We start from the raw sequence: 13,123 nt of genomic DNA, 5'->3' as shown, positions 1-13,123 counted from the left end.
TTTGCCCCTATACGCCCAGAGATAACAAGTTGTAATTCTGAGAGACAATCCCCGCATGAGTTCTCCCCCCATTCCTTCAGCGCCTGGTGCGGCGCCGCCACGGCTGCAGCTGGCGGGCATCACCAAGCGCTACCCGGCCGTGGTGGCCAACAGCGGTGTGTCGCTGACGGTGCAGCCCGGCGAGATCCACGCCGTGCTGGGCGAAAACGGCGCGGGCAAGTCCACGCTGATGAAAATCATCTATGGCTCGGTCAAGCCCGACGAAGGCAGCGTGCACTTCAACGGCCAAGCCGTGCAGGTGCGCAACCCGCAAGAGGCACGCGCCTTGGGCATTGCCATGGTGTTCCAGCACTTCAGCCTGTTCGACACCCTCACGGTGGCCGAAAACGTGTGGCTGGGCCTGGACAAGAGCCAGACGCTGGCCGAAGTGACCAGCCGCATTACCGCCAAGGCCGCCGAATATGGCCTCGACATCGACCCCCTGCGCCCTGTGCACACCCTGAGTGTGGGCGAGATGCAGCGCGTGGAAATCATCCGCGCCCTGCTCACCAACCCCAAGCTGCTGATCCTGGACGAGCCCACTTCGGTGCTTACGCCCCAGGCAGTGGAAAAGCTCTTCGTGGTACTGCGCCAGTTGGCGTCCGAGGGCTGCAGCATTCTCTACATCAGCCACAAGCTGCACGAAATTCGCGCGCTGTGCACCGCTTGCACTGTGCTGCGGGGCGGCAAGGTCACCGGGGTGTGTAACCCTGCGGAAGAAACCAACGCCTCTCTGTCGCGCCTGATGATTGGCGCCGAGCCGCCTGCGCTGGAGCACCGCCCGGCGCAAGTCGGTGCCACGGTGCTGCGGGTGCAAAACCTGTCGTTGCCGCGCGCGGACCAGTTTGGCGTGGACTTGATCGATGTGGAGTTTGAGGTCAAGGCGGGCGAAGTGGTGGGCATTGCCGGGGTGTCGGGCAATGGGCAGAAGGAGCTGCTGTACGCACTGTCTGGCGAAGACCAGCGGGCCGATGCGGCCAGCGTCCAGGTCGCAGGCCAGAACGCGGGGCGTATGGGGCCTGCCCAGCGCCGTGCTTTGGGCCTGCACTTTGTGCCCGAGGAGCGCCTGGGCCGTGGCGCCGTGCCCACCATGGGCTTGGCGCACAACCTGCTGCTCACGCGCACTGACTCGGTCAGCGGCAGCGGCTGGATCAAGGTCGGGGCGTTGCAAAAGCACGCTGAGGACATCATCCGGCGCTTCAATGTGAAGGCCGGTGGCCCCCATGCCGCGGCCAAGTCGCTGTCGGGCGGCAACCTGCAAAAGTTCATCGTGGGGCGCGAGATCGACGCCAATCCCAAGTTGCTCATCGTCTCGCAGCCCACCTGGGGGGTGGACGTGGGGGCGGCTGCGCAGATTCGCGGCTCGATTCTGGCGCTGCGCGATGCGGGCTGCGCCGTGCTGGTGGTGAGTGAGGAACTGGACGAATTGTTTGAAATCTGCGACCGGCTGCATGTGGTGGCCAAGGGGCATTTGTCTCCCTCCGTGCCGCGTGCTGAGGCCACGGTGGAGCGCATTGGCGAGTGGATGAGCGGCCTGTGGCATGCTGATGTGCAAGCCCATCTGGCGCAACAAGCCCAACAACAGACCGCAGCTGGGGAGGTACAGCATGCTTAAGCTGGAACCGCGCCCCCAGGCGTCTCGCCTGTGGACTTACGGCTCGCCGCTGCTGGCGTTGGCTGTGACGGTGCTCATTGGTATCGCCCTGTTCATGGCGCTGGGCAAAGACCCGGCGCGGGGCTTGCAGGTGTTCTTCTGGGAGCCGATCAAGTCGCAGTACGCCTTGGGCGAGCTCATGGTCAAGGCCACGCCGCTGCTGCTCATCGCGCTGGGGCTGGCCGTGTGTTTCCGCTCCAACGTCTGGAACATCGGCGCTGAGGGGCAGTTTGTGATTGGCGCAGTGGTGGCGGGCGGTGTGGCACTGCTGGCCGACAAGACCACCGGGCCGTGGATCGTGCCCGCCATCTTGCTGGCCGGGGTGCTGGGCGGCATGGCCTGGGCGGGGCTCACGGCGCTGCTGCGCGACAAGTTCAATGCCAATGAAATCCTGGTCAGCCTGATGCTGGTCTACGTGGCCACGCTGGTACTGGGCTACCTGGTCTATGGGCCGTGGAAAGACCCCATGGGCTACAACTTTCCGCAGACCAAGACGTTCGAGAAGGTCACGCAGATTCCCCGACTGATGCAGGGCTCGCGCGTGTCGATTGGCCTGCTGCTGGCAATGGCTGGGGCGGCCGCATTGTGGGTGTTTCTGTTTCGCACCCGGGCGGGCTTTGCCCAGCAGGTGGGCGGGCTGGCCCCGGCAGCGGCGCGCTATGCAGGCTTTTCATCGCGCCGCGCGCTGTGGACAGCGCTGCTGATCTCGGGCGGCGCAGCGGGCCTAGCGGGTGCGCTGGAGGTGGCTGGGCCCATTGGCCAGCTCACGCCCTATGTGCCTGCGGGCTACGGCTTCGCGGCCATCATCGTGGCCTTTGTAGGGCGTTTGCACCCTGTGGGCATGATCCTTTCGGCCATTCTCATGAGCATGTTCTACATCGGCGGTGAACTGGCGCAGTCGCGCCTGGGCCTGCCCAAATCCCTTACGGGCGTATTCCAGGGGCTGCTGCTGTTCACGCTGCTGGCCTGCGACACCTTGATTGCCTACCGCATCCGCTGGGTGGCCTCGAAGGGAGGCAAGTGATGGAATCGTATGCACTCCTTATCGGCGCCACGCTGAGTGCGGGCACCGTGCTGGCCATTGCGGCCCTGGGCCTGCTCATCAACGAAAAGGCGGGCATCGTCAACCTGGGGGCTGAGGGCATGATGCTTTGCGCCGCCATTGCAGGCTTTGCCACCGTGGTGCACACGGGCAACACCTGGCTGGGCTTTGCGGCAGGCATGGTTGCAGGCGCATTGCTGGCGGCCGTCTTCGGTGTACTGGTCATCTGGCTCAACACCACACAGTACGCCACAGGGCTGGCGCTGTCTCTGTTTGGCGTCGGCTTCTCGGCCTTTGCGGGCATCAGCTACGTGCAGGCCAAGTTGCCTGAGCTGCCCAAGTACGCCATTCCCGTGCTGGGAGATCTTCCGCTGGTAGGGCCTGCGCTGTTCCAGCAGCACGCGCTGGTGTACCTCACCATGCTTCTGGTGCTGGCGCTGGTGTGGTTCCTGTATCGGTCGCGCGCCGGTTTGGTGCTGCGCTCGGTGGGCGAGTCGCCCGAGTCTGCCCACGCGCTGGGCTACCCCGTGCGCCGCATCCGGCTGCTGGCTGTGGTGGCGGGCGGCGCACTGTGCGGGCTGGCCGGGGCTTACATCTCTACCGTTTACACCCCGCTGTGGGTGGAGGGCATGGTGGCAGGGCGCGGCTGGATTGCGCTGGCGCTCACCACTTTTGCCACCTGGCGCCCGGCACGGGTATTGCTTGGTGCGTATCTGTTTGGTGGGGTGACGATGCTGCAGTTCCATTTGCAGGCCACGGGCGTGCAGGTGGCCAGCCAATTGCTGAGCATGCTGCCCTACCTGGCCACCATCGTGGTGCTGGCCCTGATCTCACGCAACCCCACCTGGATTCGCGTGAACATGCCCGCGTCTCTCGGCAAGCCGTTTTACCCCGGCTCATAATGGCTGTTTTTCGTTTTTCTCCTCCCGTTTCACAGTTTTCTCACAAGGAATCGACATGACCGATCTGCAAAAGCGTTCGTTGTTCAAAGTGGCGGCACTGTCTGCCCTGGCGGCTGCTGCCATGGTGGGCTGCGGCAAGAAGGAAGAGCCCGCGCCTGCTCCCGCCCCAGCTCCTGCGGCTGAAGCCCCAGCACCCAAGCCCGAGCCACTGAAGATCGCTTTTGCCTACGTGGGCCCTGTGGGCGACGGCGGCTGGTCTTTTGCGCACGACAACGGCCGCAAAGCCATCGAGAAGGAATTTGGCGACAAGGTGGTGACCAGCTTTGTGGAAAGCGTTCCCGAATCCGCCGACGCCGAGCGCGTGCTGCGCGACCTGGCGGGCCAGGGCAACAAGCTGATCTTTGGCACCACCTTTGGCTACATGGAGTCCATCCAGAAGATCGCAGGCGACCTGAAGGACGTGAAGTTTGAGCACGCCACAGGCTACAAGACCGCCGAGAACGTGCGCACTTACGACAGCCGCACCTACGAAGGCGCCTACATGGCCGGCGTGATCGCTGGGGCCATGACCAAGTCCAACACCCTGGGTGTGGTCGGCTCGGTGCCAATCCCTGAAGTGATCCGCAACATCAACAGCTTCACGCTGGGTGCGCAGTCGGTCAACCCCAAGATCAAGACCAAGGTGGTGTGGGTGAACGAATGGTTCAGCCCGCCCAAGGAAACCGAAGCCGCAACCAGCCTGATCAACGGCGGCGCTGACGTGCTGTTCCAGAACACCGACTCGCCCGCCGTGCTCAAGACGGCCCAGGAAAAGGGCAAGCGCGCCTTTGGCTGGGACAGCGACATGACCGCCTACGGTCCAAAGGCTCACTTGGCTTCTGCCGTCATCAACTGGGGTCCTTACTACATCAAGGCCACCAAGGATGCACTGGAAGGCAACTGGAAGGGCGGCGAATCTTCCTGGTGGGGCGTGAAGGAAGGTGCGATCGACATCGTCTCCATCGCCGAAGACGTGCCTGCCGAAACCAAGGCCAAGGTCGAAGAGGTGAAGAAGGGCTTGGCCGATGGCAGCTTCGTGATCTGGAAGGGCCCCATCGCTGGCCAGGACGGCAAGCCCGTGCTGGAAAAAGATGCTGTGGCCGACGACAAGTTCCTGGGTGGCATCAACTTCTACGTCAAGGGCGTGGAAGGCAAGATCCCTGGTGCCGACAAGAAGTAAGGCGCTGTTTTTATGAAGCCAAGGCCGCCTTCGGGCGGCCTTTTTTTATCTTGTCCTGGTTTGTTGGTTTGCATTCAGATGGCAAAAGGGCATGATGTTTTCAACGATACCCATGGAGTCTGCCCATGTTCAAAGTCCCCCCCGTTCCTGCCCAGCGCCTGCCCGAACTGTTGCGCCAGATGCCCAAGGCCGAGCTGCACATCCACATCGAGGGCTCGCTGGAGCCTGAACTGATCTTCGCGCTGGCCCAACGCAATGGTGTGGCGCTACCCTATGCCGATGTGGAAAGCCTGCGCCGGGCCTACGCGTTCACGAACCTGCAGAGCTTTCTGGACATCTACTACGCAGGCGCCAGCGTGCTGCTGCACGAGCAGGACTTCTACGACATGGCCTGGGCCTACTTCGAGCGTGCCGCGGCCGACAACGTGGTACATGCTGAGTTGTTCTTTGACCCGCAGACACACACCGAGCGCGGCGTGACCATGGCCACGGTAGTGCATGGCCTGCACCGCGCCTGTGTGGATGCGGGGCAGAAACTGGGCGTGAACGCCTCGCTGATCCTGTGCTTCCTGCGCCACCTGAGCGAAGAGTCTGCCTTTGAAACGCTGGAGCAGGCCTTGCCATTTCGCGACAAGTTCATCAGCGTGGGGTTGGACAGCAGTGAACTCGGCCACCCGCCAGAGAAGTTTGCCCGGGTGTTCGCCCGCTGCAAGGAGCTGGGTTTGCACCTGGTGGCCCATGCGGGTGAGGAGGGCCCCCCGGCCTATATCTGGAGCGCACTGGATGTGCTGAAGGTGGAGCGCATCGACCATGGCGTTCAGGCGATCCACGACGCCGCCCTGATGCAGCGCCTGGCGCAGGAGCGTATTCCGCTCACGGTGTGCCCACTGTCCAATCAGAAGCTTTGCGTCTTCCCCAACCTGGCTGACCACAACCTGGGCAAGCTGCTGGATGCAGGGCTGGCCGTCACCGTCAACTCTGATGATCCCGCCTACTTTGGGGGCTACATCAACGAGAACTTCACCCAGCTGTTTGCCGCCACGGGCCTGACGGCCAGGCACGCGTACCAACTGGCGTTCAACAGCTTTGAGGCCAGCTTTGCCACCAACCCGCAAAAGCGGGCGTGGGAGCACCAGCTCAAAGGGGTGTTCGAGCGCTTTGTCGAGTATGACTGAGTCCGTTGATTACGCTGGCGCCGCAATGGCGGCTGCAAGGCGTTTGGCATAGCCTTGCAGTGTGGCGGTGTCTGGCTCTTTGCGAGGCCAGGTGAAGGTGACGCCATCCTGTGCATGACGCGGAAGCACATGGATGTGAAAGTGAAAGACCGTCTGGTCGCCCTCGCGCCCGTTGGCCTGCAGCAGGGTGATACCGGGTGGCTGGAAGGTGGCCTCGATGGCTTTGGCCACACGCTGCGCAGTTTGCATCACAGCGGCGGCCTCCTGGGGCGTCAGGTCCAGCAGCGTGGTGGCATGGCGCTTGGTGGCCACCAGCACATGGCCGGGGTTGACCTGCCCGATGTCCATGAAGGCGAGGGTCATGTCGTCCTCGCACACCCGGGCCGACGGTATTTCGCCAGCCACCAATAGGCAAAAGAGGCACTGGCCAGGGGGCGTGGAGTCAACGAACATGGGCATGCGGGAGGCCTTCGCAAACGTGTGGGTGATGGCGGTATGGTAGCCCGCACTGCAACCTGGAGAGGCTGCGGTAAAATCAGAGGCAAAGACCGCTGTCCCGGCGGTTTTTTGTTTTCTGTCCCCGGGACCATGTAGAGGAACACCATGTACAAAAACCTCGCTGCCGCGCTCGCGGCCGCCTGTTTTTTCTCCCCCGCTTTTTCCCAAAACCCCGCGAAGCCGAAGGCCGAGCCCGTGAAGGCTGGCTTTGTCTATGTCTCGCCCATCACCGAGGCGGGCTGGACGCGCCAGCACGAAGAGGGGCGCAAGGCTGTCGAAGCGGCTTTGGGCAGCCAGGTCAAAACCACGTTTGTCGAGAACGTAGCCGAGGGCGCGGATGCCGAACGTGTGATCCGCGATCTGGCTGCGACCGGGCACCAGATCATCTTCACCCCCAGCTTTGGCTACATGGAGCCCACGCTCAAGGTGGCGCAGGACTTTCCCCATGTGAAGTTCGAATCCATCACCGGCTACAAGCAGACCGCCAATGTGGCCACAGCCAATGCGCGCTATTACGAAGGCCGCTACCTGGCTGGCATCGCGGCAGGCCGCATGAGCAAGACCGGTGTCGCTGGCTTTGTGGCGGGCTTCCCCATCCCCGAGGTGCTGCAGGGCATCAATGCCTTTACCCTGGGCATGCGGTCGGTCAACCCGCAGGCCACCGTCAAGGTCGTGTGGCTCAACGTGTGGTTTGACCCCCCCAAGGAACGCGATGCCGCCATGGCGCTGTTCAACCAGGACGTGGACGTGATCGCCTTCCACACCGGCTCCACGGCCGTGATGGCAGCGGCGCAAGAGCGCGGAAAGATGGCAGTGGCCTACCACTCTGACATGCGGCGCATCGGGCCTGACGCGCAGATCGTGGCCGTGACGCACCAGTGGGGCCGCTACTACACCGAGCGCGTTCGAGCTGCAGCCAACGGCACCTGGAAGAGTGCAAACCTCTGGGGCGGTGTGCGCGAGGAGATGATCCGCGTCGGTGACTTTGGCACCCGCGTGCCGACGGCTGTGCAGCAAGAGGTGCTGAAGGCGCAAAAGGCCATTGGAGCCGGCACGCTCCTGCCCTTCCGCGCAGGCAAGACCCCCGTGCGCGACAACGAGGGGCAGGAGCGGATTGCTGCAGGCCAGGCGCTGGGTGATGCACAGATCCTGCAGATGAACTGGCTGGTGGAAGGGGTGGTGGGCAAGCTGGCGCGTTGAGCGCCCTCGCGGTCCCGCATGGACTCGGCCCATGCCTTGCAAGCTGCCGTCCATAGCCACTATGGTGCGCGCCGTATGTGGGCGCGGGACGGTGCCAGTAAGCTAGGGCCTGTTCACACTATTTTTGCCAGATGCGTTGCAATCAAAAAGAGTCAGGCGCCAGGCGCCAAACGAAGCTGGGGTGCGGCCCCAGCGAGGCTTGGCAACGCCGCGGATGGCTCTTTTTGGTTGCAACCCGAAGGGAAGGCCATGAAAGCCGCGCCACTCGTTGTTGCGTTTCTAGCCAAGGCCCCGGCCTTGGCGTCGTCACGCGCCTAGATTGGCGCGGCTTTCATGGCCTTCGCACTGGCAAAAATAGTGTGAACAGGCCCTAGTACCCATGTCTGTATACCGTTCCGCCCTATTGCGCTTTGCCGACGACGGCCGCGCCCTGTATGACGAAGATGGCCTGCTGGCCATTGGCCCCGACGCGCAGGGCCGCCAGCGGGTGCTGGCGGCAGGCTCATGGCAGGCACTTGGCTCGCAATACGCAGACCAGCCTGTCACCCACCTGCCGGGGCGCATCCTTGCGCCCGGGTTTGTGGACATGCACATCCACTTCCCGCAGACGGACGTGATCGGATCTCCCGCTGACGGGTTGCTACCCTGGCTGGAGAACTACACATTTCCACATGAAAAACGCTTTGCAGCGCACGATTACAGTGCGCAAGTAGCTCAGTTTTTTATAGCAGAGCTGTTGCGCAACGGCGTGACCACGGCGCTGGCTTTTTCCACCTCACACCCTGCCTCGGTGAATGCCTTGTTCGCCGAGGCGCAGCGCCAGCATCTGCGCCTGATCACCGGCAAGGTGCTGCAGGATCGCCACTCGCCCGATGGTGTGCGCGACGACACCGAACAAAGCCTCATCGATACCGAAGCGCTGATCCAGCGCTGGCACGGTGTGGACCGCCTGGGCTACGCCATCACGCCGCGGTTTGCCCCCACCAGCACGCCTGCGCAACTGCGCGGCGCGGGTGAGCTGGCGGCGCGTTACCCCGATGTGTGGATCCAGTCGCATGTGGCCGAGAACCTGGATGAAATCCGCTGGGCGCGCGAGCTGTTCCCGCGCTCGCGCAGCTACCTTGGCGTGTACGACGACTTTGGCCTGATGCGCGATCGTGCCGTGTATGCACACTGCATCCACTTTGATGACGATGACCGCGCCCTGATGCGCGACACCGGCGCCGTGGCCGCCGTCAGCCCGACGAGCAACCTTTTTCTGGGCAGCGGATTTTTCGACTACGCGAGTGCGGACCGGGTGGGATTTGGCTACGGCCTGGCCAGTGACGTGGGCGGTGGCACCAGCTTCAGCCCCTTCCATACGATGATGGCCGCCTACTATGTGGGGCGCGAAGGGCAGACCAAGCCTGGCCTGAGCCTCTCGCCCCAGCAGCTGTGGTGGCAACACACGGCGGGTGCAGCCCAGGCGCTGGGCCTGGCGGGTGTGGTGGGGAACCTGCAGCCTGGGTGCGAGGCCGATTTTCTGGTGCTCAACCCCGAAGCTACGCCGCTGCTGGCGCGCAAGACGCGCCAGGCCCAGAGCCTGGATGAGCTATTGTTTGCGCTGATCGTGCTGGGCGACGACCGGGTTGTGGAGCAAACGGTGATTGGTCAGCAAGGCGCCAACCAGCGTGCCACCTAGCGCGATGTTGCGCAGAGCAGGCGTTTGAACGCGTATCGCAGAATCATCCCTGCGTCGATACTGCGTTCGAAGGATGCCTTGCCCCGCAGCAGGGTGGCACAGTGGGCCCGTGCACCAAGCTGCGCCAGACGCGTGCGGCGCGTGTTTGCTTTGACCCAGGAGGTATCCATGTCCCCGACCCACTGCTTGCGTGGTTTGCGGCTCGTCGCTGCACTGACGCCGTTGGCGGCGTTGGCGCAAGACCCGCCCAAAGAGCCTGCATCCCCGGCCCCAGCGGCTTGTGAGGCGCGGGCTGGCGCACCGCAATGGCTCCCTTGTGGGCCGGATCGGGTGCTGACCGAGGCAGAGATCAAGTCCATGCTCATCAAGGACGATGCGGTGACCAAGATGCTGGTCACCAGCGGAAAGTCGGGCAAGCGGTTCTTCGTTCACTTCAGACCGGGCGGAAAGCTGGAGTCCGGTCCCGAAGGCGGTGCCAACTTTGGCAAAAGCTGGAAGTTCAAGGGAAACCAGGTATGCCGCGACTACTACCGCATTGCGCAGGTGGATTGCGGTACTTTCGAGTTGCAAGGCACTACCTTGTACCTGTCGGATGATGATGGATCGAGGAGCCCCGTGAACACCCTGGAGTTCGCCAAACCTTGATGCAGTTGAGGCTTTGTCCTGTGGCGGCGGCAGAATTCTCAAGCAAAATATGGCTCGGGCGCCGATTTATCAAGCGCCAGCAGCTATCAAAATCGTAGTAATTGCCGAGGAATTTGCAGCATGAGCATCAAGAGCGACAAGTGGATCCGCCGCATGGCCGAAGAGCACGGCATGATCGAGCCCTTTGAGCCTGGCCAGATCCGTGAACGCGAAGGCCACAAGATCATCAGCTACGGCACCAGCAGCTACGGGTACGACATCCGCTGCGCGCCTGAATTCAAGGTCTTCACCAATATCCACAGCACGGTGGTGGACCCCAAGAACTTTGATGAAAAGAGCTTTGTCGATTTCCACGGCGACAGCTGCATCATCCCGCCCAACAGTTTTGCGCTGGCCCGCACGGTGGAGTACTTCCGCATTCCGCGCAACGTGCTCACCATCTGCCTGGGCAAAAGCACCTATGCGCGCTGCGGCATCATCGTCAACGTCACACCGTTCGAGCCCGAGTGGGAAGGCTACGTGACGCTGGAGTTTTCCAACACCACGCCGCTGCCGGCGCGCATCTATGCGGGCGAGGGCTGCGCCCAGGTGCTGTTCTTTGAAAGCGACAAGGACGATGTCTGCGAGGTCAGCTACAAGGACCGCGGCGGCAAATACCAAGGCCAGGTGGGCGTGACCTTGCCCAAGGCCTGAGGCCCAGGCGTTAGCGGGCGTTGCAGCCGAAGGCGAGTGAAGGCTCGCCCCCGCGCTACGCCTGCACCACCACGCAGTTGCGGCCCTCGCGCTTGGCCTGGTACAGCGCCATGTCGCCTCGCCGCAGCAGTTCCTGCGCTGTGTCCTCCGCGCCCCGCAGTGTGGACACCCCCGCGCTGATGGTGAGCCCGCCAATCACCGGGTAGCCCAGGGACGCTTGCGAATCCACCAGCTCCTGTGCAATGGTGCGCGCGCCTTCCAGGTCGGTGTCGGGCAACAGCACCGCAAATTCCTCACCGCCCAGCCGGGCCACCACGTCCGATTGGCGCAGCCGCGTGGCCAGTGTGGCGGCCAGCCGCTGCAGTACCTGGTCGCCCACATCATGGCCATGCGTGTCATTGATGCGTTTGAAGTGGTCCACATCCACCGTGATGATCGACAAGGGGCGGCCGCTGCGGCGTGCCAGGGCCAGGTCGTGGTTCATCTGCGCGTCAAAACCACGCCGGTTGAGCAGCCCGGTCAGCGGGTCGCTGCGGGCCTGGCGGTCCAGCTCCTGGTTGGCTTCTTCCAACTGCTGGGTGCGCTGCCGCACCTGGGTTTCCATCGCCTCGTTGGCTGACAGCAGCTTGTGGATCATGTCGCGCAGCGCGGAAGACAGCCGCTGCACTTCGCGGCTGCTATGGGCTGCTGGAATATCAGCCCCCGGCTTGCCTGCCTCCAGATCCTTTGCGGCCCGCGCCAGCGCGTCCAGGTCCTCGCTCAGCCGGCGCGCGGCCAACCAGGCCAGTAGCGATGCCACGGCGGCTGCCGCCAGTCCACCCAGCAGGGCTTTGGCCACGGCCGCGTCGGCTTGGGCAAAGGCAATGTCCACGGGAATGCGCGCCACGATGTGCCAGCCCAGGTCGCTTTCAGCGTTGCGTGCGGGCAAGTGTGAGTGCGCGGTCAGGTAGGTCTTGCCGTCTTGCCAGCGCAGCACCTTGATTTCACGGGGCTGGTGGGCATCGCTGGGAACTTTGGCAAAGCCGGGGTCGGGCAGCGTCTGGCCCAGCCGCTGCAGCACCGCTTGCTGCCGGCCTGGGGCATGGATGAGCTGACCGCTTCTGTCAAAGATGAATACTTCCAGTTGCTGCTCACGCGCTACGGCAGGTGTCAGGGTCTGGATCATCTCGTTGACCCATTCCCAGTAGCCATGCACCCCCAGCACGCCCACCGTGGTCGATCCGATGCGGATGGGCGCGGCAAAGTCCACGAATCGGTAGGGGTCGCCGCTCTTGGTGGGCGGCAAGAGGCTTTCGAGCAGCTTGGCGGGTTGGACGTCACCCACGTAGGGCGCTTGCAGGCCAGCCCGGAACCAGGGCCGTTCTTCCACGTTCTGGCCCAGCAGCATGTTGCCGGTGGCGGCACGCACCACACCCTGGGCGTCGGCCACGCCAAGCCAGAGGCTGTGGGGTTGCATGGCCTGCTGGCGGGCCAGGACGTGCTTGACTTCGGCAGTGTCCAGGCCGTGGCGCCAGATGACTTCTGCGTCGGCCAGCACCTGCACTTCTCGGATGCGCTCAAACAAACCGTGGGCCAGGAAGGCAGCCGTGTTGTCCGTCACCATTTGCAGGGATGCGTTGGCGTCCCCCTGGATGCGGCGCTTGAGTGCCTCGCCAAATCCGAGCGACAGCAGCACCGCCAGCGTCACGACGAGGGCGCCGAACACCCATGCAATTTGGGTGCGCAGGCTGCGCCCCGAGATGAGAGAGGGGAGGGTGTTCAATGGCACCGATGGCGTCCTTCAGGGGGCTTGTTGCCCGGGCCGCGCATTGGCGCCTTCGTGAATGGGGGCGCGGCAAAACGGCCTGCAGCTTGCGTGGTCAGCATGGTCGCACTTTATACAGGCTTCAGGGGCGGCTGCTGTGCAAAACCCGCTATCCGGCACCGGCCGGGGTGGCAGGCGGGCGTACCGTTGTTTACCAATCAGCCCTTTGCGCCGGATTGATCGCCGGGAACTGGGCCTAATATCGAGGCCATACCCCGCGTGGTGGCGAGGTGCAGGGAGCAGCAGCATGAAATGGGAAGGTAACCGCGAGTCGGACAACGTGGAAGACCGCCGTGGCAGTGGGGGTGGGGGCGGCATGCCCGTGTTTGGTGGCCGCAGTATCGGCATCGGCACCATCGTGATCGCGCTTGTGGGTGGCTGGGTGTTGGGCATCAATCCGCTCACGATTCTGGGCCTGCTCAGTGGGGGCGGCATGCCTGCGCAAGTGCAGCAGGCCCCTGCGCAGCGCCCACCGGCAGACGACACCATGGCCCGCTTCGTATCGACCGTGCCGGCGGATACGGAAGATGTCCGGCAAACGGTTCTCCGCGCGGGCGGGGGGCGTTACCAG

12 protein-coding genes are annotated in these 13,123 nt (G+C 63.6%); 10 read left to right on the top strand and 2 right to left on the bottom strand.

The window, feature by feature from the left end:
* Positions 1 to 55: 55 nt before the first annotated feature.
* The 5 genes from AADJ04_RS04055 (at position 56) to AADJ04_RS04035 (ending at position 6,031) form a co-directional block, all read left to right on the top strand.
* A complete protein-coding gene (locus AADJ04_RS04055) occupies positions 56 to 1,654 on the top strand; it encodes an ABC transporter ATP-binding protein (protein ID WP_341238832.1) in 1,599 nt (532 codons plus the stop codon).
* Positions 1,647 to 2,717, top strand: a complete 1,071-nt coding sequence (locus tag AADJ04_RS04050) for an ABC transporter permease (protein WP_341238831.1) — start codon at positions 1,647 to 1,649, stop codon at positions 2,715 to 2,717. Before AADJ04_RS04055 ends, AADJ04_RS04050 begins: the two co-directional genes overlap by 8 nt.
* A complete protein-coding gene (locus tag AADJ04_RS04045) occupies positions 2,717 to 3,637 on the top strand; it encodes an ABC transporter permease (protein ID WP_341238830.1) in 921 nt (306 codons plus the stop codon). The genes AADJ04_RS04050 and AADJ04_RS04045 overlap by 1 nt, the downstream gene beginning before the upstream one ends.
* Positions 3,638 to 3,692: 55 nt before the next feature.
* Positions 3,693 to 4,856: a BMP family ABC transporter substrate-binding protein gene (locus AADJ04_RS04040; protein ID WP_044398879.1), complete on the top strand. Its 1,164-nt coding sequence runs from the start codon at positions 3,693 to 3,695 to the stop codon at positions 4,854 to 4,856.
* A gap of 125 nt (positions 4,857 to 4,981) precedes the next feature.
* A complete protein-coding gene (locus AADJ04_RS04035; RefSeq protein WP_341238829.1) occupies positions 4,982 to 6,031 on the top strand; it encodes an adenosine deaminase in 1,050 nt (349 codons plus the stop codon).
* Between the two features lie 9 nt (positions 6,032 to 6,040).
* On the opposite strand, the gene AADJ04_RS04030 is transcribed toward AADJ04_RS04035, so the two are convergent.
* Positions 6,041 to 6,490: an HIT family protein gene (locus tag AADJ04_RS04030; RefSeq protein ID WP_341238828.1), complete on the bottom strand. Its 450-nt coding sequence runs from the start codon at positions 6,488 to 6,490 to the stop codon at positions 6,041 to 6,043.
* A 144-nt stretch (positions 6,491 to 6,634) separates the two neighbouring features.
* Between AADJ04_RS04030 and AADJ04_RS04025 the strand changes: the two genes are divergently transcribed.
* The 4 genes from AADJ04_RS04025 to dcd all read left to right on the top strand — a co-directional run bounded on the left by AADJ04_RS04025 (position 6,635) and on the right by dcd (position 10,748).
* Positions 6,635 to 7,729 carry a BMP family ABC transporter substrate-binding protein gene (locus AADJ04_RS04025; protein WP_341238827.1) on the top strand — a complete coding sequence of 365 codons (1,095 nt, stop codon included), beginning with the start codon at positions 6,635 to 6,637 and terminating at the stop codon, positions 7,727 to 7,729.
* 379 nt (positions 7,730 to 8,108) lie between these two features.
* A complete protein-coding gene (guaD, locus tag AADJ04_RS04020; RefSeq protein ID WP_341238826.1) occupies positions 8,109 to 9,410 on the top strand; it encodes a guanine deaminase in 1,302 nt (433 codons plus the stop codon).
* 168 nt (positions 9,411 to 9,578) lie between these two features.
* A complete protein-coding gene (locus AADJ04_RS04015; protein WP_198847631.1) occupies positions 9,579 to 10,055 on the top strand; it encodes a hypothetical protein in 477 nt (158 codons plus the stop codon).
* Between the two features lie 120 nt (positions 10,056 to 10,175).
* Positions 10,176 to 10,748: a dCTP deaminase gene (dcd, locus tag AADJ04_RS04010; protein WP_044396909.1), complete on the top strand. Its 573-nt coding sequence runs from the start codon at positions 10,176 to 10,178 to the stop codon at positions 10,746 to 10,748.
* Between the two features lie 55 nt (positions 10,749 to 10,803).
* Here the strand turns inward: dcd and AADJ04_RS04005 are convergent, their stop codons facing one another.
* The gene (locus AADJ04_RS04005; RefSeq protein WP_341238825.1) at positions 10,804 to 12,516 is read right to left on the bottom strand and encodes a diguanylate cyclase; all 1,713 of its coding nucleotides are present in this window, start codon (positions 12,514 to 12,516) and stop codon (positions 10,804 to 10,806) included.
* Between the two features lie 283 nt (positions 12,517 to 12,799).
* On the opposite strand from AADJ04_RS04005, the gene AADJ04_RS04000 reads away from it, so the two are divergent.
* A partial coding sequence (locus AADJ04_RS04000) for a neutral zinc metallopeptidase (protein ID WP_341238824.1) occupies positions 12,800 to 13,123 on the top strand: 324 nt, incomplete at its 3' end.

It is taken from the genome of uncultured Acidovorax sp. (assembly GCF_964021665.1).
GTDB classification, from domain to species: Bacteria; Pseudomonadota; Gammaproteobacteria; order Burkholderiales; family Burkholderiaceae_C; genus Acidovorax; species Acidovorax temperans.
Note: the sequence above shows the minus strand (reverse complement) of the source record. Positions and strands in the feature narration are given on the sequence as shown.